General features: G+C 75.0%; 21 protein-coding genes and 1 tRNA gene. 16 read left to right on the top strand and 6 right to left on the bottom strand.

Going from position 1 to position 22,491, the window contains the following annotated elements; genetic code table 11:
- The 5 genes from ACIQ9P_RS19340 to ACIQ9P_RS19320 form a co-directional block, all read left to right on the top strand.
- On the top strand, positions 1-666 hold a 666-nt coding region (locus ACIQ9P_RS19340; RefSeq protein WP_402356980.1), incomplete at its 5' end, for an acyl-CoA dehydrogenase family protein.
- A gap of 157 nt (positions 667-823) precedes the next feature.
- The gene (locus ACIQ9P_RS19335) at positions 824-1,531 is read left to right on the top strand and encodes a TetR family transcriptional regulator (protein WP_402357056.1); all 708 of its coding nucleotides are present in this window, start codon (positions 824-826) and stop codon (positions 1,529-1,531) included.
- A gap of 411 nt (positions 1,532-1,942) precedes the next feature.
- Entirely contained in the window at positions 1,943-3,280 is a 1,338-nt protein-coding gene (locus tag ACIQ9P_RS19330) for a chloride channel protein (RefSeq protein ID WP_402356977.1), read from the top strand.
- A 107-nt stretch (positions 3,281-3,387) separates the two neighbouring features.
- Positions 3,388-3,654: a hypothetical protein gene (locus ACIQ9P_RS19325; protein ID WP_402356974.1), complete on the top strand. Its 267-nt coding sequence runs from the start codon at positions 3,388-3,390 to the stop codon at positions 3,652-3,654.
- A 128-nt stretch (positions 3,655-3,782) separates the two neighbouring features.
- A complete protein-coding gene (locus ACIQ9P_RS19320; RefSeq protein WP_402356971.1) occupies positions 3,783-4,541 on the top strand; it encodes a methyltransferase domain-containing protein in 759 nt (252 codons plus the stop codon).
- A 105-nt stretch (positions 4,542-4,646) separates the two neighbouring features.
- Here the strand turns inward: ACIQ9P_RS19320 and ACIQ9P_RS19315 are convergent.
- Positions 4,647-4,734 (bottom strand) — tRNA-Leu (locus ACIQ9P_RS19315).
- Positions 4,735-4,986: 252 nt separating this feature from the next.
- Between ACIQ9P_RS19315 and ACIQ9P_RS19310 the strand changes: the two genes are divergently transcribed.
- The 3 genes from ACIQ9P_RS19310 (at position 4,987) to ACIQ9P_RS19300 (ending at position 7,894) form a co-directional block, all read left to right on the top strand.
- Positions 4,987-6,309 carry a M20/M25/M40 family metallo-hydrolase gene (locus ACIQ9P_RS19310; RefSeq protein WP_043471987.1) on the top strand — a complete coding sequence of 441 codons (1,323 nt, stop codon included), beginning with the start codon at positions 4,987-4,989 and terminating at the stop codon, positions 6,307-6,309.
- A gap of 197 nt (positions 6,310-6,506) precedes the next feature.
- Positions 6,507-6,752 (top strand): chaplin, encoded by a 246-nt coding sequence (locus tag ACIQ9P_RS19305; RefSeq protein ID WP_402356968.1) that lies wholly within the window; start codon positions 6,507-6,509, stop codon positions 6,750-6,752.
- A 245-nt stretch (positions 6,753-6,997) separates the two neighbouring features.
- Positions 6,998-7,894, top strand: a complete 897-nt coding sequence (locus ACIQ9P_RS19300; protein WP_402356965.1) for a chaplin — start codon at positions 6,998-7,000, stop codon at positions 7,892-7,894.
- Positions 7,895-7,967: 73 nt separating this feature from the next.
- On the opposite strand, the gene ACIQ9P_RS19295 is transcribed toward ACIQ9P_RS19300, so the two are convergent.
- Positions 7,968-8,162: a DUF5703 family protein gene (locus ACIQ9P_RS19295; protein WP_286158661.1), complete on the bottom strand. Its 195-nt coding sequence runs from the start codon at positions 8,160-8,162 to the stop codon at positions 7,968-7,970.
- 336 nt (positions 8,163-8,498) lie between these two features.
- Between ACIQ9P_RS19295 and ACIQ9P_RS19290 the strand changes: the two genes are divergently transcribed.
- Entirely contained in the window at positions 8,499-9,104 is a 606-nt protein-coding gene (locus tag ACIQ9P_RS19290; RefSeq protein WP_402356962.1) for a hypothetical protein, read from the top strand.
- Between the two features lie 51 nt (positions 9,105-9,155).
- Here ACIQ9P_RS19290 and ACIQ9P_RS19285 read toward each other — a convergent pair whose 3' ends face one another.
- The 3 genes from ACIQ9P_RS19285 to ACIQ9P_RS19275 form a co-directional block, all read right to left on the bottom strand.
- Positions 9,156-9,809, bottom strand: a complete 654-nt coding sequence (locus ACIQ9P_RS19285; protein ID WP_402356959.1) for an ester cyclase — start codon at positions 9,807-9,809, stop codon at positions 9,156-9,158.
- A gap of 263 nt (positions 9,810-10,072) precedes the next feature.
- Entirely contained in the window at positions 10,073-12,361 is a 2,289-nt protein-coding gene (locus tag ACIQ9P_RS19280) for a helix-hairpin-helix domain-containing protein (protein ID WP_402356956.1), read from the bottom strand.
- A 153-nt stretch (positions 12,362-12,514) separates the two neighbouring features.
- Positions 12,515-13,492: an aldo/keto reductase gene (locus ACIQ9P_RS19275; RefSeq protein ID WP_402356954.1), complete on the bottom strand. Its 978-nt coding sequence runs from the start codon at positions 13,490-13,492 to the stop codon at positions 12,515-12,517.
- A gap of 496 nt (positions 13,493-13,988) precedes the next feature.
- On the opposite strand from ACIQ9P_RS19275, the gene ACIQ9P_RS19270 reads away from it, so the two are divergent.
- Positions 13,989-15,047 (top strand): LLM class F420-dependent oxidoreductase, encoded by a 1,059-nt coding sequence (locus ACIQ9P_RS19270; protein ID WP_402356951.1) that lies wholly within the window; start codon positions 13,989-13,991, stop codon positions 15,045-15,047.
- A gap of 84 nt (positions 15,048-15,131) precedes the next feature.
- Here the strand turns inward: ACIQ9P_RS19270 and ACIQ9P_RS19265 are convergent, their stop codons facing one another.
- Positions 15,132-16,115, bottom strand: coding sequence for a magnesium and cobalt transport protein CorA (locus tag ACIQ9P_RS19265; protein WP_402356948.1), 984 nt, complete (start codon positions 16,113-16,115; stop codon positions 15,132-15,134).
- A gap of 214 nt (positions 16,116-16,329) precedes the next feature.
- On the opposite strand from ACIQ9P_RS19265, the gene ACIQ9P_RS19260 reads away from it, so the two are divergent.
- From ACIQ9P_RS19260 to mshC, 6 genes are all read left to right on the top strand, one after another.
- Complete coding sequence (locus tag ACIQ9P_RS19260) at positions 16,330-17,076, top strand: histidine phosphatase family protein (RefSeq protein ID WP_402356946.1); 747 nt, start codon at positions 16,330-16,332, stop codon at positions 17,074-17,076.
- Between the two features lie 164 nt (positions 17,077-17,240).
- A complete protein-coding gene (locus ACIQ9P_RS19255) occupies positions 17,241-17,810 on the top strand; it encodes a DUF3090 domain-containing protein (RefSeq protein WP_402356943.1) in 570 nt (189 codons plus the stop codon).
- Positions 17,811-17,905: 95 nt separating this feature from the next.
- Positions 17,906-18,673, top strand: a complete 768-nt coding sequence (locus tag ACIQ9P_RS19250) for an SCO1664 family protein (RefSeq protein WP_402357053.1) — start codon at positions 17,906-17,908, stop codon at positions 18,671-18,673.
- A gap of 196 nt (positions 18,674-18,869) precedes the next feature.
- Positions 18,870-19,787 (top strand): helix-turn-helix domain-containing protein, encoded by a 918-nt coding sequence (locus ACIQ9P_RS19245; RefSeq protein ID WP_402356940.1) that lies wholly within the window; start codon positions 18,870-18,872, stop codon positions 19,785-19,787.
- 158 nt (positions 19,788-19,945) lie between these two features.
- On the top strand, positions 19,946-20,821 hold the full coding sequence (locus ACIQ9P_RS19240) for a carbohydrate-binding protein (protein WP_402356937.1): 876 nt from the start codon (positions 19,946-19,948) through the stop codon (positions 20,819-20,821).
- A gap of 265 nt (positions 20,822-21,086) precedes the next feature.
- Positions 21,087-22,316 carry a cysteine--1-D-myo-inosityl 2-amino-2-deoxy-alpha-D-glucopyranoside ligase gene (gene mshC, locus ACIQ9P_RS19235; protein WP_402356934.1) on the top strand — a complete coding sequence of 410 codons (1,230 nt, stop codon included), beginning with the start codon at positions 21,087-21,089 and terminating at the stop codon, positions 22,314-22,316.
- Positions 22,317-22,491: the final 175 nt, after the last annotated feature.

The following is a 22,491-nucleotide window of genomic DNA, read 5'->3' as shown; positions in this document are numbered from 1 at the left end:
AATGCGGGGGTGTCGGAGTTCTACACGGTGATGGCGGTGACGGATCCGGAGCTGCGGTCGAAGGGGATCTCGGCGTTCGTGGTGGAGAAGGGCGACGCGGGGGTGTCGTTCGGGGCGCCGGAGCGGAAGCTGGGGATCAAGGGGTCGCCGACGCGTGAGGTGTACTTCGACGATGTGCGGATTCCGGTGGACCGGATGATCGGTGCGGAGGGGACGGGGTTCGCGACGGCGATGCGGACGCTGGACCATACGCGGGTGACGATCGCGGCGCAGGCGCTGGGGATCGCGCAGGGTGCGCTGGACTACGCGAAGGGGTATGTGCGGGAGCGGCGGCAGTTCGGGAAGCCGATCGGTGATTTCCAGGGTGTGCAGTTCATGTTGGCGGACATGGCGATGAAGCTGGAGGCGGCGCGTCAGTTGACGTACGCGGCGGCGGCGAGGTCGCAGCGGGGGGACGGGGATCTGACGTTCTTCGGGGCGGCGGCGAAGTGTTTCGCGTCGGACGCGGCGATGGAGATCACGACGGACGCGGTGCAGTTGCTGGGTGGTTACGGGTACACCCGGGACTATCCGTTGGAGCGGATGATGCGGGACGCGAAGATCACGCAGATCTACGAGGGCACCAACCAGATCCAGCGCATCGTGATGGCCCGCAACCTCCCGTAGGTTCCCCCTCCCGACCCGTCGGGAGCCCGTCCTCGGGCACCCGGACCAAGGCCGCGCAGGGGCCGGTCCGGGTGTTCGAGGCCGATGCTATGTTCCGGGAATGAGTGAGAAGGAAGAGCAGGACCAACCGATGAACGACGGGCAACCGAAGCCCGCGATGCGTGAGGCGCTGGTCGCCGCCGCCTTCGAACTCTTCCTGGAGCGCGGCTTCGAGCAGACCACGATCGACGACATCGTCTCGCTGGCCGGGGTCGGCCGGCGGTCCTTCTTCCGCTACTTCCCGGCCAAGGAGGACGTGGTCTTCCCCGACCACGAGCGCGGCCTCGCCGAGATGACGGAGTTCCTGGAGTCCGGCACCGGCGAGGAGGACCCGGTCCGGCACGCCTGCGACGCGGCCCGGCTGGTCCTGCGGATGTACGCCGAGCAGCCGTCCTTCTCCGTCCAGCGCTACCGCCTCACCCGCAAGGTGCCGGGTCTGCGCGCGTACGAGCTGTCCGTCGTCTGGCGCTACGAGCACACCCTGGCGCACTATCTGCGCGGCCGGTTCGCCGGGCGCCCGGACGGGCCGCTGCAGGCCGACGTGGTCGCCGCCGCCGTGGTCTCCGCGCACAACCACGCCCTGCGCACCTGGCTCCGCTCCGGCGGCGAGAGCGACTGGGTGACCGAGGTGGACCGGGCGATGACCTTCGTCACCGACACCTGGGGCGAGCGCGCCGCCGGCGGCGAGCCGGTGACGGACGGCGACGGACCGGGGGAGCAGGACGACGTCGTGGTGCTGGTCGCCAGTCGCCGGGCACCGCTGTGGCGGATGGTCCGGAGCATCGAGAGCGCCCTCGGCGAGCCCCGGGCCGACCACCAGGACTGACCCCGCGGCCCTCCGCCCGGCCCGACGGAAGTGCCGGACCGAAATGCCGGACCGAAGTGCTCGACCGAAGCGTCGGACCGAGGCGTCGGACCGAGGCGCCGGACCCTCCCTCGCGCGTCGCCCTCACCCTGATGGCGCAGGCCCGGCCGGACGCGCCGGGCCCGCGGCCGCGGCTGCCGTGCGCGGCCCCCGGTGGCGGGCGAGACTCGGTCGCAGGACGTGGCCGGAGCCGGACCGGCGCGGGGAACGCGACGGAGGCGGACGATGCCCGAGCCGAGCGGCGGTCCGAGCGGGAGCGAGGACCCTACGGAGGGCGCCGGCCCGGTGCCCTCTCCCGCCGCGACGCCCTCTCCCGCCGCGCCGGCCCCCGCGCGACCGTCGCCCGCGCCACCGGCGCCCGAACTGCACGGGGTGCTGCGCTCCAAGGGTTACCTCGGCCTGCTCGTGATCTCGGCCCTGGTCGGCGTCCCGGTCTCGCTGGCCGCCTTCTGGTTCGTCGGCCTGGAGCACCAGCTCCAGCACTGGATCTGGGAGAGCCTGCCCGACGCCCTCGGCCACGACCGCGCCCCCTGGTGGTGGCCGCTGCCCGCGCTGCTGCTGGCCGGCCTGCTGCTCGCGCCGATCGTCACCCGGGTACCCGGGCGCGGCGGCCACATCCCGGTCGACGGCCTCGGCGGGCCGCCAGCCCCGCCGAGGGCCGTGCCCGGCGTGGTGCTGGCCGCACTCGCCTGCTTGCCGCTCGGCGCGGTGCTCGGCCCGGAGGCGCCGCTGATGGCGATGGGCGGCGGGCTGGCGCTGCTCGCCGTCCGGCCGTCCCGCCGCGCGGCCCGGCCCCAACTGGTGCCGGTGCTCGGCGCGGCCGGTTCGGCGGCGGCGATCTCGACCATCTTCGGCAGCCCGCTGGTGGCCGCCGTGATGATGATCGAGGCGGCCGGCCTGGGCGGGCCGCAACTCCTGCTGCTGATCATGCCCTGCCTGCTGGCGAGCGGGGTCGGCGCGCTGGTGTTCACCGGCTTCGGCCACTGGACGGGCCTCTCGGTCGGCGCGCTCTCGCTGCCCTCGGAACCGCCCGCCGCGGTCCCCGACCCGGGCGACTTCCTGTGGGGCCTGCCGGTCGCCGCCGTGGTCACCGTGGTCTGCGTGGCCGGCCAGCTGCTCGGCCACCGGGTCAAGGCGTTCACCGTCGGGGACCCGGCGCGGGCCGTGCCACCGCCGACGGCGCGGCAGACGGTCCTCCGCACGGTGCTGTGCGCGGTCGTGGTCGGCGGCTGCATCGCCGCCTACGCGCTGCTGACGGGCCGCTCGCCCGAGGAGGCGGCGCTCTCCGGTCAGGCCACCCTGGGCGCGCTGGCCGCGAACCCGGCGGCCTGGTCGGTGTTCGCGCTGCTGATGCTGACGCTCTGCAAGACGGCCGCCTGGGGCATCGCCCTGGGCAGCCTGCGCGGCGGCCCGATCTTCCCGGCGGTGCTGATCGGCGCGGCCGTCGGGGTGGCCTGCGGACCGCTGCCCGGTCTCGGCGTCGAGTCGGGCCTGGCCGTCGGCCTGGCCGCCGCGGGCACCTCGGTCACCCGGCTGCCGGTCACCAGTACGGTGCTGGCGGCCGCGCTGCTGGGGCCGGACGCGCCGGACTCGCTGCCGCTGCTGCTGGTGACCGCCGTGACCTCCTACGTGATCGGCGAACTGCTGCGCGGGCGCATCGGGCGGCGCACACCGCCGACCGCCGCACCGGTCGCCGCGCCCGCCGGCTGAGGGCTAGCCGAGCGGTCCGGCGGATCCCCGTCAATACCCTTGCGACTGTTCCACTCCTTCGGGTCAATCCGAGGTTCAGGACCGTCACCCCGGGCAATCCCGCTTCCATGACCACCTCCTCGCCCCACCGCCGCAGCCGTCGTTCCACCGACCGCCGCTCCAGCGACCGCCACCGCACCGGCCGCGACCCCCGCCGCGCGGTCCCCGGGCCCCCGTCGGGCGCGGCAGGAGCGGGCGCGCCGGACCCGGCACCGTACGCCCCGCCGGCCACCGCCTGTTGCGCCGTCTCCACCACCGAGCGCCGCTCGCTCGGCGGGACCGTCATCCGCACCCACCGCCACCACCCCCGCTGCCCGGTCTGGGCCGCCCGCTGAAAACCCCGTGCCCGCCGTGACCGCCCGGTGGTAGAACGGGCCGGACGCCGACCCGCCACCACGGCGGCCGGAACGGGGCCGCCGGAGCAGGGGCGGCCGGAGCGACGGCGGAGCACCGAGGGGGACGCATGTCGGAGGCCGACGAGCCGATACACGAGCACCTGGTGGACGAGGCGGCGCTGCGCCCGGGCGGGCGGGTGCTGGACCTCGGCTGCGGCACCGGCCCCACCCTGGCCGTCTTCTCCCGCCGCCGCCCCGACGCCCGGCTGCTCGGCCTCGACCACTCGGCGGCCGGTGTCGCGGCCGCCCGCCAACTGCTGGCGGACCACCCGGGCGGCATCGGCATCGAGGTGTCGGACCTGGCCGGACCGCTCCCACTGCCCGACCACGACGTCGACGTCGTGGTCTCGTACAACGTGCTGGAATGCCTGCCGGACCCGGCCGCGCTGCTCGCCGAGACCGCCCGGGTGCTGCGCCCCGGCGGCCGGGCGGCGCTGGCACACGTCGACTTCGACTCCCTGGTGATCGCCGGCGCGGACCGCGACCTCGACCGGCGGATCTGCCACGCCTTCACCGACGACCAGCAGTCCTGGATGGAGCACGTGGACGGGCGGATCGGCCGCAAGCTCCCCGGTCTGGTCCGGAACTCCCCGCTGCGGCTGGGCCGGGTCCACCCGGTCGTCACCGACTCCACCGAGCTGACCGGCCACGCCGCCCGCCGGATCGAGGGCATCCGCCACGCCCTGACCGCCGCCGCCGAGGAGGGCCGGGGCTCCCTCGACCCGGCCGAGATCGAGGAGTGGCACACCGCCGTCCGGCTCGCCGCCGCCCAGGGCCGCTTCTACCTCGCCGAAACCGCCGTCGCCGTCACCGCCCACGCCGGCTGACCGCGGCGCCCGGGAGCGGCCGCGGGGCGCGCCGCGGCACGGCCCAGCACGGAAAGGAGCCGTGCGGAGAACAAAAAAGACCCCAGACGAATCTGGGGTCTTCCGTGGTGTCCGAGGGGGGACTTGAACCCCCACGCCCGATAAAGGGCACTAGCACCTCAAGCTAGCGCGTCTGCCATTCCGCCACCCGGACCGGGTGTTGTCCTCGCCGCTTCCTTCTGTTCGTCGGCCGCGCTGACAGATGTAACTGTAGCAGTGATCCGCTGCCGGTCCCAAAACGGCCCTGGGCGGGGGAGTGGGGGTTGCGGCGGTGTGTCGGCGTGTTTCCTGGGGGTGGATCCGGGTCGGGGGCTGGGAGAGGATGGGCGGACGTGCTCGTGCGACCCGGGTGCAGGTCCCGGGGCGGCGCTGGGGTGCCGGTGCGGGCGAGAGACGAGGAGTGACCGTGAGCGAGCGGAGCGAGTCGAAGGTGACGGGGGAGTCCGAGGTCGCCGACATCTGCCGCGATCTGATCCGGATCGACACCAGCAACTACGGCGACGGTTCCGGTCCGGGCGAGCGGAAGGCGGCCGAGTACGTGGCCGAGCAGCTCGCGGAGTTCGGCCTCGAACCGCAGATCATCGAGTCGGCCAAGGGGCGCGCGTCCACCGTCGTCCGGATCGAGGGCGAGGACCGGTCGCGCCCGGGCCTGCTGATCCACGGGCACACCGACGTGGTGCCGGCCAACGCCGCGGACTGGACGTACGACCCGTTCTCCGGCGAGATCGCGGACGGCTGCGTCTGGGGGCGCGGCGCGGTCGACATGAAGGACATGGACGCGATGACCCTGGCGGTGGTGCGCGACCGGCTGCGCACCGGCCGCAAGCCCCCGCGCGACCTGGTGCTGGCCTTCCTCGCCGACGAGGAGGCGGGCGGCACCTACGGCGCGCGGTACCTGGTGGACAAGCACCCGGGGCTCTTCGAGGGCGTGACCGAGGCGATCGGCGAGGTCGGCGGCTTCTCCTTCACCGTCAACGACCGGAACCGGCTCTACCTGATCGAGACGGCCGAGAAGGGCATGCACTGGATGCGGCTCACGGTCGAGGGCCGGGCCGGACACGGATCGATGGAGAACAACGACAACGCCATCACCGAGCTGTGCGAGGCGGTGGCCCGCCTCGGGCGGCACGAGTTCCCGCTGCGCATCACCAAGACCGTCCGGGCCTTCCTGGACGAGCTGTCGGACGCGCTGGGCGTCGAGCTCGACCCGGAGAACATGGACGAGACGCTCCGGGTGCTCGGCGGCATCGCCAAGATGATCGGCACCACACTGCGCAACACCGCCCAGCCGACCATGCTCGGCGCCGGGTACAAGGTGAACGTGATCCCCGGCCAGGCCACCGCGCACGTGGACGGCCGCTTCCTGCCCGGCTACGAGGAGGAGTTCCTGGCCGAGCTGGACAGCGTGCTCGGCCCGCGGGTGAAGCGGGAGAGCCTGCACTCGGACAAGGCGATCGAGACGAGCTTCGACGGTGCCCTGGTCGAGGCGATGCAGACGGCGCTGCGCGCCGAGGACCCGATCGCCCGCGCGGTGCCGTACTGCCTGTCGGGCGGGACGGACGCCAAGTCCTTCCAGGACCTCGGGATCCGCTGCTTCGGCTTCGCCCCGCTCCAGCTGCCGCCGGAGCTGGACTTCGCCGGGATGTTCCACGGGGTGGACGAGCGGGTGCCGGTGGACGGCCTGAAGTTCGGCGTGCGGGTGCTGGACCGGTTCCTCGACGCCTGCTGACCGGGGCGGGAGCCGCGCGGTGGTCCACCGCGCGGCTCCCGCGTTTCCGGGCCGGAACCGCTTCGGCAGATCGATGACCTGTTCGTCGTATCACCGGTCCGGGTGAATGCAACGTCTGTTCCGTACCCCGTTTGCCGCAACCCTCGTTCCTTCCTGTGACGGCCCGGAGCCGATATCCGGGTGTTCATACAGGAGGAATGATGAAGGCCAAGAAGATCGCCGCCGTGACCGCTGCCACCGGTGGCCTGGTGCTCGCCGTCGCGGGTGTGGCCTCCGCCCACGGTGGGGCCGGTGCCGAGGGCGTGGCCGCCGGTTCCCCGGGCGTCGTGTCCGGCAACCAGATCCAGATCCCGGTGCACATCCCGGTCAACGTGTGCGGCAACACCATCAGTGTGATCGGCGTGCTGAACCCGGCGTTCGGCAACCACTGCGCGAACGTCTGATTCTTCGACGGTCGTTGAAGTCGGGCCCCCGGGCGGCGGACGCGCCGCGCCGGGGGCGCCTGCGTGTCCGGGGCCGCCCCCGAAACGGTCCATAGCATCCCCCGAAAGAGTGAATGGGGGCCGCACGGCTCAACCTCCTTGCGGGTTGCTTCGTTTTCTCCCATGCAGCCGAGGACCTCTCCGCCCAATCGGAAATTCCGACTTTCGGAAGGTCGTCACGTCGTCTCGAAATGTCAGGGGAAAATATGAGGAACGCAGCCAAGAAGGGGCTCCTCACGGCCGTGGCCACCGGCAGTGTGCTGGCCTCGACAGCCGGCTACGCCAGCGCGACCGCCGGGGCGGAGGGTGCGGCAGTGGGTTCGCCGGGTGTCGCCTCCGGGAACTCGGTGCAGGTACCGGTGGAAGTGCCGATCAACGCCTGCGGCAACACGGTCGACGTGGTCGGCGCGCTGAACCCGGCCTACGGCAACAACTGCGCCAACGCCTCCGGGCGTCATGGCGGTTCGCACGCGGGTGGCGGCAAGTCGGCCTCGGGCGCGGCCGCCTCCGGCGCGGCCACCGGCTCACCGGGTGTCGCCGCCGGGAACAGTGTCCAGGCCCCGGTGCACATCCCCGTCAACGCCTGCGGCAACTCGGTCGACGTGGTCGGCGCCGCCAACCCGGCGTTCGGCAACGAGTGCGCCAGCACGGCCGCGCCCGTGCACACGGCCCCGCCCACCACGCCCGACGACGACTGCCCGGAGGAGCACGGCCCGCACAACCCGCCGCCGCCCGCCACCGGTCAGCCCTCGACCCCGCCCGTGACGCCACCGGTCACCCAGACCCCGGGCGGTGGCGAGACCACGCCGGGCACGCCCAGGAACGGCGGCCCGTCCGAGGCCACGCCGTCCGGCGGTGGGGCGACGGGTGGCTCCGCGAGCGGCGCGGCCGGTGTCCCGGGCAGCGGTTCCGGCACTCAGCAGGGCGGCCGGGCCCACCCGGCGGCCGCGCGCACCGGTGGCCCGTCCGCGGCGCCGACCGCCGCCGGCAGCCAGCTCGCCTCCACCGGCGCCGGTGACACCGAGCTGCTCGGCGCGGCCGGCCTGGCGCTGCTGATCGGCGGTGGTGTCCTCTACCGCCGCGCCCGCGCCGGCGCTCGCTGAGCCCGGACGGCGCCGGACTCCCGGCACCCCGGCCCCGGGCCCCACGGCTCGGGGCCGGGGCCGTGCCGGGCCGTCACCAGCTCCGAACCTGCCGGATGATCCGCCGGCGCAGCAGCACCGTCCGGCTCCCGTCCGGGAACAATCGGAGTCGGTCGAGCTCCCAGTGCCCGTACTCGGCATGATCGGTGAGGAGTTGGCGAGCCGCGTTGCGGGACGTCCCGCGCGGCATGCGCAGCGACTGGTACTCGTACTCCGGCTGCCGGACCAGCTTCGGTGGGGTCAAAACGCTCCTCCTGTGGGACGCCTTCGGGCAAGCCTACGGCCTGCCCCCGACAGCGGGCCCGGGTATTTTCGGACGCCCCGACCCGCACCCGACTGACTAGGCGTCAGTTGCGGTGCTCCTGTGGTCGGCATACCCCGGGCGCGCCGGGCGAAGCGGCTCCGGGGTGGGCCCGCGCGTGCGCCCGGCGTGCGCCGTAGGGGGCTTGCCGGTCGGGGACAGATGCATGCGGAACGGACATCAAGGGGGAAGTTGCGGTGAAATCGCGGGTGTAGGTGACAACCGCTGTGCGTACCGGCACCGGGGAGAGATAGCGTCTGCACCATGTCTGATGCCGCGCAGCCCACCATTGCCGAGGTACGCGCCGCCGCCGAGGCGGTCAAGGCCGCCATCGACCGTCATCTGGAAGCGGTGTCGAGCCCCAGCGCAGCGGACGATTCCGCTGTGTCCACCGCTTACGAGCAGCTCGCGACGGCGGCCATCGCGTACGACCAACTCCTCTACGAGGTCTACGACGAGGTCACCCCCTTCGAGGTCCCCGGCGACGAGGGCCCGGGCGGGTACCACGGACCCGAACAGCCCGAGGCGATCAGTGTGCTGATCCGCCGCGACTACCACATCGTCGACCCGAAGCGGCTGCGTGCCCAGGCCGAGCGGTTGGACGACTCGCTGACCCCGGAGGGGGCCGCGGGTGACGGGGTGAACGCCGCCATCGGTGTGCTGTTCGGAGAATTCGAGCCGGACGAGATCGCCGCGCGCAGTGAGGAGTTCGGGCTGGAGGAGGCCGACTCCACGCTCTGGGTGGCGGCCGCCGAGCCGAGCGATCCGGGGGAGTGGCTGCCGGAGCCGTTCGAGCACGCGGACCCGCAGCTGCTGATCTGCCGCTTCGACGTCAGCGAGGTCTACGACGACGAGGACCCGGACGACTGATCCCGGTCCCGGTCCGCCCCGCGCGCCCGGCGCGCGCGGGGCGGGGCCGGCTCAGCCGGCGGCCGCGCCGAGCTGGGCGAGGAGGGTGGCGTTGTCCTCCAGGTGCCAGTCCTCGGTGATCCGCCGCGCGCCGACGTGCTGGATGTCGATCGCGGAGAACTCCACGGCCTGCCCGCGACCGGCCCGACCCTCGAACACCCCGGTGAAGTGTCCTCGGAACACCAGCCGGGCGGTGAGCTTGTCCCCCGTGACCAGGAGGTCGGCCAGCTCGCAGCTGAGGTCGGGCACGGCGGTCCGGAAGGCGCGGGAGGCGACGGCCGGGCCGGTGGGCCCCTGCGGTCGCCCGGCCGGGAGGGTGTTGTCCCGGAAGTCCCGGTCGACGGCGGCGTCCAGGTGGCGCTGCTCCCCGGTGTTCCAGAAGGTGTAGAGCTGCTGGGCCAGCCGGATCTCCAGCGCGGCCCGGCGGGCCCCCAGCGAGCCGTCCACGGTGAGTTCCCGGGGCTGGACGAGGTCGGGCGAGCGGTCCACCAGCCGCCGGGCCCGGTCCGCTCCTGGGGCGGAGTTCCGCTCGGCGTGGACGCGGTCGGCGGAGTCGCGGGCGGTGGCGGCGCTCGCGCCGCCGAGGACGGCGGTGACCGCGAGCAGGGCGGCCAGGGAGCCGGTCAGGGTGGCGGGCGCGGGGCGGAACCGTCGCTTCGGACGCATGATTTCGGACGTTCCTCTCGGGGGGACGGCGGGCGCGGCGGTGCGCGCCGGGGGGCGTCCTCACCCTCCGTCGAGCCGGTTCCATGCGTCCAAGGCTTGCTTTCTACCGGACCGATGAATCCCCGTCATGGCAGGCAGGCAGGCGGCAGTCGGGCGGACACGCAGGCGCGCGGACACGCGGAAGGCCGGAGGGCCCCCTCGTACGTCGAGGGGGCCCTCCGGCCTTCCGGCGCGCGGACCGGACCGTACGCCGGCCGCGGCCGTCAGTACTCCTGCGCGGCGTTCTCGGCGAGGATCGCGCGCAGCCGCGTGGTGCGCGGCGCGGCCGGACGCTCGGCGACGGCCTGCGGGAGCGCCGGTCCGGCGGCGTGGACCACCGAGAGGTGCCGCTCGCCCCGGCCGAACGCGGTGTACACCCACTGCCGGCTGAGCGCCGCCGCCGCGTCGTCGGGAAGGACCACCACCGCGCCCGGCCAGTGCCGGCCGACCGCCTGGTGGACGGTCAGGGCCCAGCCGTGCCGCAGCTTCTGGGCCTCGGCGGGCGCGACGGTGCGGCGGGTGCCGTCCGGGTACTCCAGGTGCAGACCGGTGGCGTCGCCGTCGACCACCCGGGCCAGCCGGGTGTGGCCGGGCGCGGGCGAGTCGGCGATCCGGTCACCGGGGTCGAAGCCGGCGAACCGGCCCGGGCCCGGGTTGAGCCTGGCCTTGGCGGCCGCGTTCAGCGCCCGGGTGCCGGCCCCGCCGCCGTGGCCCGGGGTGAGCAGCACGACCTGCTCGGACGGGATGCCGAGGGCGCGCGGGATGGAGTCGGTGAGCAGCTGGATCGCGCGGTGGACGGCCTCCCCGGTGTCCTTGGCGGTCAGGATGACCACCTCCTTGTCCGGTGCCTCGACCGGCTGCAGCTCGCCGATGCCGACGCCGGAGACCAGCTCGCCGATCGGGCCGAAGTCCGGGGTGCGGGAGGCGACGGCCGGGCAGACCTTGGCGGTGAGCAGGTCGGCGAAGAAGCGGCCGGGACCGGCGGACCACAGCTGGCCCGGGTCCCCGCTGAGCACCAGCCGGGTGCCGTCGGCCAGCGACTCCAGCAGGGTGGCGGCCAGTTCGACGTCCAGCAGCGGGGCGTCCAGGACGATCAGCAGGTCGAGCGCGAGCGTGCCGTCGGAGGACCGGCCGGGGCCGGCGGCACCGGCGAGCAGCTCGGCCAGCGTGGCGACCGGCACGGGGGCCGGGGCGTCGGCGAGCGGGGCGAGCGCCGTGAGGGCGTCCCGGCCGTGGTCGGTCCAGGTGGCGGCCCAGGCGCGCAGCCCGAGGCCGGTGGCCGCGGCCAGCAGGGCGGCCGGCTCGGCGCGGGCGGCCTCGCCGCCGGTGTGCAGGACGAGCGCGCTCCCGGCGGTGGCCCGGACCAGCGCGGCCGCGGAGGAGGAGGGGGCGGCCTCGGCGGCGGCCTCCCAGGCGGTCGGGCCGGGGGCGGCGGCTGCCTTCCCGGCGGTGTCGGCGGAGTCCTCGTCCGCCGCCGCGCTGTCCGCCGCCCCGTCGGCTGCTTCCCCACTCGCCCCGCCGTCGGCGGCGTCCGCGTCGGCTTCCGCCGCGGACGCGCCGTCGGACTCCTGGTCGGACTCCTCCCGGTCCTCGCCGGGTACGAAGGTGGACATCAGCCGGACCAGGCCGTCCGCCAGGCTCTCCTCGGCCAGTGCGAGGCGCTCCAGGGCGAGCAGGGTCCGGGTCGGCGGCTCGTCCTCCTCCTCGCCACCGCCCGCGGCGTGCGCCTCGGCTCCGGTGAGCTCCTCCTGGAACGGCATCGCCCGACCGTCGAGCACCGCGGCCTGGACGGCGGCGGCGGCGTCCGGCACGCCGAGGCGCTCCAGCCCGGCGGTGACCTCGCCGATCTCCAGGGCGGAGTGGCCGCGCAGCGCGGCCTGCTCCAGCAGCCAGCCGACCAGGGCCTGCGCCCGCCGGGAGTCGCCCGGACCGGCCGCCGGGCCGAGCAGGCCGCGGGCGAAGCCGTCCGCGTGTTCGGGGCGGACGCCGGGCAGGGAGAGCACGGCCCACGGGTCCTCGCGGAGCTGCTCGGCCGCGCTGTCGCCGAACACCGACACGGCGGCGGCGGCCAGCTCGGCCGGGGCGCCGCCCGCGCCGAGCACCTCGGTGGTCGCCCGGAGCGCCCGCGCCCGCTGCTCGTCGGTCACCACCCGGTCGGTGGCGGCGGTGCCGGTGCCGTCGGCCGGGGCGGCGGGAGCCGCACCGCCGGCGGGTGCCGAGCCGGTCGAGGGCGCGGCGCCGGTGTCGGAACGGCCCACCGAGCGGACCCGCTCGGCCAGCGCCGCGACGGCGGCCGCCCGGTCCGCGGCGTCGCCGCCGGGTGCGGCCGCACCCGGCGCCTCCGCGCCCGCCAGGTCCGGGCCGGTCGAGCCGCCGTCGGCCGGCCCGCCGTCGGTCGAGTCCGGGTCCGCGCCCGCCGGCTCCCGCTCCGCCGACGCCTGCGCGGGCACGGCGCCACCCGTGTCCGGGCCCGTCGAGGACTCCTCCGGAGCTCCGTTCTCCGCGTCAGTCATCGTCCGCTCCACAAAAGCTCAACTCCACTGCTGGGTACCGGCCGCCCCGTGGTGCGGGCGGTCGGCGGTTCGGGCCGGTCCGGGGCCGCGCGGGGCGGCCGGGCCGGCGGTCGGTCGGTTCGGGCAGGCTCGGGGTGCGGGGTCGAGCGGCCGCTACAGCTCGCTCCACCCCTGGTCGGGGTAGCGGTGGACCGGCGCCGAGATGTCGTCGAGCGCACCGCGGATCTCCTCCGGAAGCGTAAGCGCCTCCACCGACAGCGCCGCCTTCAGCTGTCCCACGGTGCGGGCCCCGACCAGCGCGCTCGCCACCCCGGGGCGGTCCCGGACCCAGGCGAGCGCGACCGCCAGCGGGCTGCTGGCGAGCCCGTCGGCGGCGGTGGCGACGGCGTCCACGATCCTGCGGGGACGCTCCCCGAGGTACGGCTGGACGAACCCCGACAGGTACGGCGAGGCGCCGCGCGAGTCCTGCGGGAGGCCGTGCCGGTACTTGCCGGTGAGCACGCCGCGCCCGAGCGGGGAGGCGGCGAGCAGCCCGACCCCGGCGTCCCGGGCGGCGGGCAGGGCCTCCCGTTCGATGCCGCGCTGGAGCAGCGAGTACTCCAGCTGCGCCCCGGCCAGCGGCACCCGCCCGTGGTGGGCGTTCTGCCAGGTGGCGGCCTTGGCCAGTTGCCAGCCGCTGAAGTCGCAGGCCCCGACGTAGCGGGCCCGGCCCGAGGAGACGGCGATGTCGAGGGCGCTGAGGGTCTCCTCGACCGGGGTGGCCGGGTCGAAGGCGTGGACCTGCCAGAGGTCGACGTAGTCGGTGCCGAGCCTGCGCAGCGACGCGTCGAGCGCGGAGAGCAGGTGCCCGCGCGAGCCGTCGAAGCGGCGGGCGGCCGGGACGCTGCCGGCCTTGGTGGCGATGACCAGGTCGGAGCGGGGAACGAGGTTGTCGGTGAGCCGGGAGAGCAGGTACTCGGCGTCGCCGTCGGCGTAGACGTCGGCGGTGTCGACGAGGTTTCCGCCCGCGTCGACGAACTCCTTCAGCTGCTCCGCGGCCTCCTGCTCGTCGGTGTCACGGCCCCAGGTCATGGTGCCGAGGCCGAGCCGGGAGACCTGCAGCCCGGTGCGGCCGAGGTGACGCTTTTCCATCGGACGTGCCCTCTTACTACTGGCCGAAGGTGCGGTGGCGGCGCGGCGGCACCGGCCGGCACCGCGGCCGCACGGCCGGGACGACGGGGGACGAACGCGCGGGTGGGGCGAGGCGCCTCCACGTCGGCTGAGCGTAGCGGCCGGTGCCCGGGCAGGAGTGCAGACCCGCGCGACGACCCCGCCCGCCCCGGGACCACCCCGGCCCCTCGCCGCCCGACGACCCCGCCCGCCCCGGGACCACCCCGGCCCCTCGCCGCCCGACGACCCCGCCCGCCCCGGGACCACCCCGGCCCCTCGCCGCCCGACGACCCCGCCCGCCCCGGGACCACCCCGGCCCGGCCGCGAGGACCCCGGTCCCTCGCCGCGCGACGAGCACCCCCACCGGATGACAGCGCCACGCGGCCGGAATGTGACCCGGCCCACTCCTACCGGCCAGTAGCATGTCCGCCGGACGCGCCGCTACCCTCACGACACCACCGACTGGAAGGCAGTGCCCATGCGACTCGGCATCAACCTCGGCTACTGGGGACTCGGCATGGACGCCGACAACATCGCCGTCGCCCAGGAGGCCGACCGGCTCGGCTACTCGGTCTGCTGGGCCGCCGAGGCATACGGTTCGGACGCCGCCACCGTGCTGTCCTTCGTCGCGGCCCGGACCGAGCGGATCGACGTCGGCTCGGCGATCTTCCAGATCCCGGCCCGCACCCCGGCGATGACCGCGATGACCGCGGCCACCCTGGACACCCTCTCCGGCGGCCGCTTCCGGCTCGGCCTCGGCGTCTCCGGTCCCCAGGTCTCCGAGGGCTGGTACGGGGTGAAGTTCGACAAGCCGCTCGCCCGCACCCGCGAGTACGTGGAGATCATCCGCAAGGCGATGTCGCGCGAGCGGCTGGTCCACGAGGGCGCCCACTGGACGCTGCCGCTGCCCGGCGGCCCCGGCAAGCCGATCAAGCTCACCGTGCACCCGGTGCGCGAGCACATCCCGCTGTACATCGCCGCGATCGGCCCGAAGAACCTGGAGCAGACCGGAGAGATCGCCGACGGCTGGCTCGGCATCTTCTTCGACCCGGAGCACTCCGCGCTCTCCCTCGACCCGCTGAAGGCCGGCCGGGTCCGGTCCGGTGCCGAGCCCGGCCGGGAGTTCGAGGGCTTCGACGTCTGTCCGACCGTCGCCATCGCCGTCGGCGAGGACATCAAGGCGGGCGTCGACTCGCAGCGCTCGTACGCCGCCCTCTACATCGGCGGCATGGGCAGCAAGGAGAAGAACTTCTACAACCAGCTCGCCCGGCGGATGGGTTACGAGCGGGCCGCCGACGAGGTCCAGGAGCGCTACCTGGCCCGGGACTACGCGGGCGCGGCCGCCGCCGTCCCGCACGAGCTCATCGACGCCACCTCGCTGATCGGCGACACCGCCCGGATCGCCGACCGGATGCAGGCGTACGCCGGGGCGGGCGTCACCACGCTCACCCTGGCTCCGGCCGGCTTCGGCCTGGACGAGCGGATCGCCGCGCTGCGCACCGGTGTCGAGGCGCTGGAGCGGGCCGGTCTGGCCTGACCGCCGCGCCCCGGGTGGCCCGTCCGGCGGACGGCGGAGCCACCCGGGACCGGGCCGGCGCGCCCGGCCGCGGACCGGCCGGCCCTACAGCCAGCCGGAGCGCTTGAACACCCGGTGCAGCAGCACGCAGACCACCACCATCAGCGACACCGCCGCCGGGTAGCCCCACGGCTGGTGCAGCTCGGGCATGTGGTCGAAGTTCATCCCGTACACGCCGGCGATCATCGTCGGCACCGCGGCCAGCGCCGCCCAGGCCGAGATCTTCCGCATGTCGTTGTTCTGCTGCACGCTGACCTGCGCCAGATTGGCGGCCAGGATGTCCGAGAGCAGCCGGTCCATCCCCTCCACCTGGTCGTTCGCCCGGGCCAGGTGGTCGGAGACGTCCCGCAGGTAGGGCAGTGCCTCGGCGCGGACGTACGGCACCCCGCCGCGCTCCAGCCGCATCATCGGCTCCGCCAGCGGGCCGGTGGCGCGGCGGACGGTGACCAGCTGCCGCTTGTAGCCGTAGATCCGGCTCGCGACGTCCCGGCCCACCCGGCCGGGGGCGAACACATCGGCCTCCAGCTCGTCGAGGTCCGCCTGGAGCCCGACCACCACGTCCACGTAGCCGTCCACCACCGCGTCGCAGACGGAGTGCAGCACCGCGCTCGGGCCGTACCTGAGCACCTCCGGCTGCTCCTCCAGCTCCGCCCGGAGATCGCCGAGCGGGGTGTCGGCGCCGTGCCGGACGGTCATCACGAAGTCCTCGCCGACGAAGAGCATCACCTCGCCGCTGGTCACCGCGTGGCCGCCGGGGTGGTGGCCGAGGGTCTTGAGGGCGACGAACAGCGAGTCCTGGTACACCTCCACCTTGGGCCGCTGGTGGGCGCCGACCGCGTCCTCGACCGCCAGCGGGTGCAGTCCGAACTCGTCCGAGACCTGGTCGAGTTCCTCGGCGGTCGGCTCGAACAGCCCTATCCAGACGAAGCCGCCGCGCCCCGCCTCGCGCGCGGCGGCGAGGGAGCCGGCCGGACCGGCGGGTGTCGCGACCGGCCGGCCGTCCCGGTAGATGGCGCAGTGGACGATCATGCGCGCCATTCTCGCCCCTGCCGCCCGTCCGAAACATCCACCGCGACGACGGTTCGCCCCGGTACCGGTCCCGGACGTCCCCCAGGTCCCCCGCGTCCCCGCTGTCCCCGTCGCGCGCCGCCGTCCAGGGAGCGGCGCGGGAGCGCCCCCACGACGCCCCGACCAAGATCCGGAAGCCCGCCCGCCCCGGTCCGGGAGGCCGTAGGGTGGGCCCATGCCCACCCTGCTGCTCGTCCGCCACGGCCGCTCCACCGCGAACACCGCCGGAATCCTGGCCGGTTGGACGCCGGGCGTGGAGCTCGACGACACCGGGCGCGCCCAGGCCGCCGCGCTCGCCGGCCGGCTCGCCCCGGTCCCGCTGGTCCAGGTGGTCAGCAGCCCGCTGGAGCGCTGCCGGCAGACCCTGGAGCCGCTGCTCGCCGCCCGCCCCGGGCTGGCCGGTCCCGAGCGCGGCGGCGCCGCTCCGGGCGAGCCCGCGCTGGACGAGCGGCTCGGCGAGTGCCACTACGGGGAGTGGACCGGCCGCCCGCTGGCCGAACTGGCCAAGGAGCCGCTCTGGCGCACCGTCCAGGACCACGCGGCCGCCGCCGCCTTCCCCGGCGGCGAGTCGCTGCGCGAGCTGAGCCACCGCACCGTCGGCGCGGTCCGCGAGTGGAACGAGAAGATCGCCGCCGAGCACGGTGAGGACGCGGTCTGGGTCGCCTGCTCGCACGGTGACGTGATCAAGGCCGTGGTGGCGGACGCGCTCGGCCTGCACCTCGACCACTTCCAGCGGATCAACGTCGATCCCTGCTCGGTCACCGCGATCCGCTACACCGCGCGCCGCCCGTTCCTGCTGCGGATGGGCGACACCGGCGATCTCGCCTCCCTGGCCCCGCGGCCCGCCGACCACTCCGGCCGCCCCGGCGGGACCGACCCGGGTGAGGACGCCGTGGTCGGCGGCTCGACCGGCGCGGCCTGAGCCGACCGCCCCCCGGGCTCGGCTCCCCGGCCCGGCCCGGGAGGTCGTAGGGTGACCAGTGGGCCCCGGCGCACCCCGCCGCGTACCCGGGACCACCGGGCCCGACCCCGAACCCCGTGACGTCCCCGACGTCCACGACGATCGATACGATCCGGAGCGAGAGCGTGCCCCGTCAGGTCCACTTCTACGACCAGCCCGAACGGTTCGTGGCCGGTACCGTCGGCCAGCCCGGCGCCCGGGCGTTCTACCTCCAGGCCAGCGCCCGGGGGCGGATCACCAGCGTGCTGCTGGAGAAGACCCAGGTCTCCGCGCTCGCCGAGCGGATCGAGGAGGTCCTCGACGAGGCCCTGCGCCGCAGCGGCGGCGAGGCCGCGATCCCGGCCGACGCCCCGAAGGAACTGCTGGACACCGCGCCGCTGGACCTGCCGCTGGAGCAGGAGTTCCGGGTCGGCACGATGGCGCTGGCCTGGGACACCGTGGACGGCTGCCTGGTCGTCGAGGCGCAGGCGCTGATCGAGGAGGAGGAGGGCGAGGAGGAGGGCGCCGCCGTCTTCGAGGACGACGAGAACGGCCCCGACATGCTCCGGGTGCGGCTCTCCGGCGCGATGGCCCGGGTGTTCGCCAGGCGCGCGCTGGACCTCGTCGCGGCCGGCCGCAAGCCCTGCCCGTTCTGCAACCTGCCGCTCGACCCGGAAGGGCACCTGTGCCCGCGCGCGAACGGGTACCGGCGCTGAACACGCCGCCCGCCCCGGCCGGCGAGACCGACCCGCCGCGCGCCGACCCGGCCGGGGCCGCCGCGCTCGCCGCCGACCCGCCGACCGCGCTGCGGCTGCTGCGGGAGGGCGCGCTGACGGTGCACGGCCGGCTCACCGACGCCTCCAACGCGGCCCTCTACTGCACCGTCGCCGCCGTCGGCCTCGCCGCGCAGGCCGTCTACAAGCCGGTGGCCGGCGAGCGCCCGCTCTGGGACTTCCCGGACGGCACCCTGGCCGGCCGCGAGGTCGCCGCCTACGAGCTGTCCGCCGCCACCGGCTGGGGGCTGGTGCCGCCCACCGTGCTGCGGGACGGCCCGCACGGCCCCGGCATGGTGCAGCTGTGGGTGGAGCCGGACCCGGAGGCGGACCCGCTGCTCGCGCTGCAGGACCCGGGCGGCCCCGAGGACGGCTGGTTGCCGATCGTCCGGGCCGAGGTCGGCGACGGGCGGACGGCACTGCTGGTCCACCCCGACGACACCCGGCTGCGCCGGCTCGCGGTGCTGGACGCCGTCCTCAACAACGCCGACCGCAAGGGCGGCCACCTGATCCCGGCCGCGGACGGCCGGATCTACGGCATCGACCACGGCGTCACCTTCCACACCGAGGGCAAGCTGCGCACCCTGCTCTGGGGCTGGGCCGGGCGGCCGCTGCCCGAGGAGGCGGCGACGGTGCTGACCGGGCTGGCCGGGGAGCTGGACGGCGCGCTGGGGGAGCGGCTGGCGCCGCACCTGACGGCGGCCGAGCTGGACGCGACCCGGGGCCGGGTGGCGGCGCTGCTGGCCGCAGGCACCCATCCGCTGCCCTCGGAGGACTGGCCGTCCATCCCCTGGCCGCCGATCTGACGGTCCGGCGGGCCGCCCGGCCCGGGGTTCGAAGGCGGGCCGGCCCGCCGGGCCACGCGTCCGCGGATCCGACCGTCCCCGGCCCGCCGCTCTGCCCGTCCTCCGGCCCACCGGTCGGCGGGCCCCACGGGTGCCGAGATCCTTTCACCGGACAGTGGTCTGGACCGGTGCCCGGTCCCGGCCGCACACTGCGACGATGGACGAGCGACGGACCACCCCCCACCTGGACCTGCCGCTGCACCGCCTCCAGGTCCCGCTGCCGCATCTGCTCCCGTTCGCGATCGGCAGCTTCGACACCATCGGCCCGCTGTCCCGGGCCGGCTTCCCCCACCGGCACTCCTTCTTCGAGATCGTCTACGTCACCGGCGGCCGCGGCGCCCACGTCCTGGACCTGGTCCAGCGGCCGCTGCGGCCGCCGCAGTTGTGCGTGATCGCACCCGGCCAGGTGCACCACTGGGTGGACGCGGACGACCTGACCGGCCAGGTCGTGCTGTTCAACGAGGACTTCCTGCTGACCAATCCGCAGGACCTCGCCGCGCTGCGCTCCCTGGCCGGGCGCCCGGGGGTGCGGCTGGGCGAGCAGGCCGCGCCGATCGCCGCGCTGCTGGCGGACATGGAGGCCGAGTTCCGCTCCCGCCCGCCGGGTTATCCGGGCGTGCTGCGGGCCAGTCTGCACATCCTGGTCGTCCGTGCCCTGCGGGCCTGCGCGCCGGCCGGCCCGGGGGCGCTGCCGGGCCGCGGCGGCGACCTCGCCGCCGCGTTCACCCGGCTGATCGCCACCCCGGGCGGAGTGCAACGCTCGGTCGCTTCCTGCGCCCAGGAGTTGGGGGTCTCCCCGGGGCACCTCCAGGCGACCGTCAAGCAGGCGACCGGCCGGACGCCGGGGCGGCTGATCCGCCAGCAGCAGACGCTGGAGGCCAAGCGCCTGCTGGCCTGCACTGAACTGACGGTCCGTCAGGTCTCTCGCGAGGCCGGATTCGGGGACCCGGCGTACTTCTGTCGGTTCTTCCGCCGGGAGACCGGGATGACGCCCGGGGAGTTCCGGAGCAGGGTCGGAGGAAATCACCACGATCCCCGGATCACGTCCATCGCGGCCGGTCCGGACGGCCCGTAGGTTGACTGTCGGCCACCGGCGGACCGCCCGGCGCGAGCGGGCGGCCCACCGGCCCGGTCCTTGTCATGCCCCCACCATGGCAAGGGCCGTCATTTCCACGACACCGTCATTTCCACGACACCGGCAGATCCCCCACACCACACCGAAGGAGTCGGCGCATGCCCGCGTCCGAAGAACCCCCCACCGGGACGGACGGTCCCACCGACCGCCGGATCAGCCGCAAGACCGTCCTCCGGGCAGCCGCCGTTCTCGGCACCGCCCCCCTGCTGGTCGGCGGCGGCGTCGCCCTGGCCCGGGACCGGGTCGGCACCGGCGAGATGCCGGACTACACCCCCGAGTGCCACGACGGCGACGCCCCGACCATCGAGCAGACCGAGGGGCCGTACTTCAAGCCCAACTCGCCGCTGCGCACCTCGCTCATCACCGACAGCACCCCGGGCACCAGGCTCACCGTCAGCGGCTACGTCTTCGGCCGCGCCTGCCTGGGCCTGTCCGGCGTCCTGATGGACTTCTGGCAGGCCGACGTGAACGGCGCCTACGACAACACCGGGTTCGCCTTCCGCGGTCACCAGTTCACCAACGCCCAGGGCGGGTTCAGCCTCACCACGATCGTGCCCGGCCTCTACCCGGGCCGCACCCGGCACATCCACGTGAAGCTCCAGGCGCCCGGCCGGCCGGTGCTCACCACCCAGCTGTACTTCCCGAACGAGCCGCGCAACAGCACCGACACCATCTACGACGCGCGGCTGCTGATGAACGTCCGCCAGGTCGGCTCGGCGAAGGAGGGCACGTACGACTTCGTGCTCAACGTGCCGCAGACCCCGACCCCGACGGCCACCCCCACCGGCCCGACCACCCCGCCCACCAGCACGCCCCCGACCACGCCGCCGGGCGGGACCTGGGCCGCGGGAACCTTCTACAACGCGGGCGACCGCGTCACCTACGGCGGCGTCTCCTACCGGTGCCTCCAGGGGCACACCGCCATCGCGGGGTGGGAGCCGCCGAACGTGCCGGCCCTCTGGCAGCGGTTGTAGCGGCTCCGGCCGTATGCCCCGAGGGTCCGTGGGCGCCCGGTCGGCGGCAGGGCCGACCGGGCCGCCCGTCCGCCCGGACCGCCCCGCGTGGCCGTGCGCGGGGCGGATCCGGTGCGGGACCGGCGCACGGTCGCGCACCGGCGGCCCGGCGACGGCGATCGGACAGAACCGGTCAGGAACCGGCCGGGCCGCGAAAGCAGATGAATCCAGTCGATCTTGCCGACTGGTTAGGCTTTCAAATGTTCTCAAGGTTAAAGTCGATCCCATGCATGCCTGGCCCGCCTCCGAGGTTCCCGCCCTGCCTGGTCAGGGGCTCCCCCTTCGAATCCACGACACCGCGACGGGAGGCATCCGGGAGGTCGTGCCGCAGGACGGCACCGCCCGGATCTACGTCTGCGGCATCACGCCCTACGACGCGACCCACATGGGCCACGCCGCCACCTACAACGCCTTCGACCTGGTGCAGCGCGTCTGGAAGGACGCCGGCCACGACGTCCTCTACGTGCAGAACGTCACCGACGTCGACGACCCGCTGCTCCAGCGCGCGGTCGAGACCGGCCAGGACTGGGTGGCCCTCGCCGAGCGCGAGACCGCGCTCTTCCGCGAGGACATGACCGCGCTGCGGCTGCTCCCGCCGGCCCACTACATCGGCGCCGTCGAGTCCATCCCGTGGATCGTCCCGCTGGTCCAGAAGCTGCTCGCGAGCGGCGCCGCCTACGAGCTGGACGGCGACATCTACTTCTCGGTCGACGCCGATCCGACCTTCGGCGAGGTCTCCGGCCTCAGCCGTGAGGCCATGCTCCCCGTCTTCGCCGAGCGCGGCGGCGACCCGGACCGTCCGGGCAAGCGCCACCCGCTGGACGCCCTGCTGTGGCTGGCCGCCCGCCCCGGCGAGCCCGCCTGGGACACCGAGCTCGGCCACGGCCGCCCCGGTTGGCACATCGAGTGCGTCGCGATCGCCCTGCGCTTCCTCGGCATGTCCTTCGACATCCAGGGCGGCGGCAGCGACCTGACCTTCCCGCACCACGAGATGGGCGCCGCGCACGCCCAGGTCGCCACCGGCGCCCACCCGTACGCCCAGGCGTACGTGCACGCCGGCATGGTCGGCCTGGACGGCCACAAGATGTCCAAGTCCCGCGGCAACCTGGTCTTCGTCTCGGCGCTGCGCCGCGAGGGCGTCGACCCGGCCGCGATCCGGCTGGCCCTGCTCTCGCACCACTACCGCGAGGACTGGGAGTGGACCAAGGGCACCCTGGACGAGGCCGTCGAGCGGCTCGCCCGCTGGCGCGCCGCGGTCTCCCGCCCGGACGGCCCGGCGGGCGAGCAGCTGCTCGCCGAGGTCCGCGCCGCGCTCGCGAACGACCTGGACGCCCCGGCGGCGCTGGCCGCGGTGGACCGCTGGGCCGCCGCGCAGGAGAGCGGCGGCGGCACCGACATCGGCGCCCCGGGCCTGGTCACCCGCACCGTGGACGCGCTGCTCGGCGTCGCGCTGTAGGGCGCCGCGACACGGCGCGTCCGCGAGGACTCCCGCGAACGCCGGAGGGGGGGGGGGGGGGGGGGGGGCCCCCCGCCCCCCCCCCCCCCCCCCCCCCCCCCCCGGGGCCCCGCCCCCCCCGCCGCGGGGGTGCCGGCCTCAGGAGGTCAGCGATGCCTTGCGGGTCGAGATCACC

This window comes from Kitasatospora sp. NPDC094019 (genome assembly GCF_044764505.1).
Lineage (GTDB): Bacteria > Actinomycetota > Actinomycetes > Streptomycetales > Streptomycetaceae > Kitasatospora.
This window is presented reverse-complemented; position numbering and strand designations above follow the sequence as displayed.

Excerpts from the sequence above, each read along its gene's own strand:
- mshC (WP_402356934.1), top strand. The coding sequence starts at position 21,087 with ATGCATGCCTGGCCCGCCTCCGAGGTTCCCGCCCTGCCTGGTCAGGGG.
- ACIQ9P_RS19290 (WP_402356962.1), top strand. The coding sequence starts at position 8,499 with ATGTCTGATGCCGCGCAGCCCACCATTGCCGAGGTACGCGCCGCCGCC.
- ACIQ9P_RS19260 (WP_402356946.1), top strand. The coding sequence starts at position 16,330 with ATGCCCACCCTGCTGCTCGTCCGCCACGGCCGCTCCACCGCGAACACC.
- ACIQ9P_RS19285 (WP_402356959.1), bottom strand. The coding sequence starts at position 9,809 with ATGCGTCCGAAGCGACGGTTCCGCCCCGCGCCCGCCACCCTGACCGGC.
- ACIQ9P_RS19300 (WP_402356965.1), top strand. The coding sequence starts at position 6,998 with ATGAGGAACGCAGCCAAGAAGGGGCTCCTCACGGCCGTGGCCACCGGC.
- ACIQ9P_RS19305 (WP_402356968.1), top strand. The coding sequence starts at position 6,507 with ATGATGAAGGCCAAGAAGATCGCCGCCGTGACCGCTGCCACCGGTGGC.
- ACIQ9P_RS19325 (WP_402356974.1), top strand. The coding sequence starts at position 3,388 with ATGACCACCTCCTCGCCCCACCGCCGCAGCCGTCGTTCCACCGACCGC.
- ACIQ9P_RS19280 (WP_402356956.1), bottom strand. The coding sequence starts at position 12,361 with ATGACTGACGCGGAGAACGGAGCTCCGGAGGAGTCCTCGACGGGCCCG.
- ACIQ9P_RS19240 (WP_402356937.1), top strand. The coding sequence starts at position 19,946 with ATGCCCGCGTCCGAAGAACCCCCCACCGGGACGGACGGTCCCACCGAC.
- ACIQ9P_RS19270 (WP_402356951.1), top strand. The coding sequence starts at position 13,989 with ATGCGACTCGGCATCAACCTCGGCTACTGGGGACTCGGCATGGACGCC.
- ACIQ9P_RS19265 (WP_402356948.1), bottom strand. The coding sequence starts at position 16,115 with ATGATCGTCCACTGCGCCATCTACCGGGACGGCCGGCCGGTCGCGACA.
- ACIQ9P_RS19335 (WP_402357056.1), top strand. The coding sequence starts at position 824 with ATGCGTGAGGCGCTGGTCGCCGCCGCCTTCGAACTCTTCCTGGAGCGC.
- ACIQ9P_RS19320 (WP_402356971.1), top strand. The coding sequence starts at position 3,783 with ATGTCGGAGGCCGACGAGCCGATACACGAGCACCTGGTGGACGAGGCG.
- ACIQ9P_RS19245 (WP_402356940.1), top strand. The coding sequence starts at position 18,870 with ATGGACGAGCGACGGACCACCCCCCACCTGGACCTGCCGCTGCACCGC.
- ACIQ9P_RS19275 (WP_402356954.1), bottom strand. The coding sequence starts at position 13,492 with ATGGAAAAGCGTCACCTCGGCCGCACCGGGCTGCAGGTCTCCCGGCTC.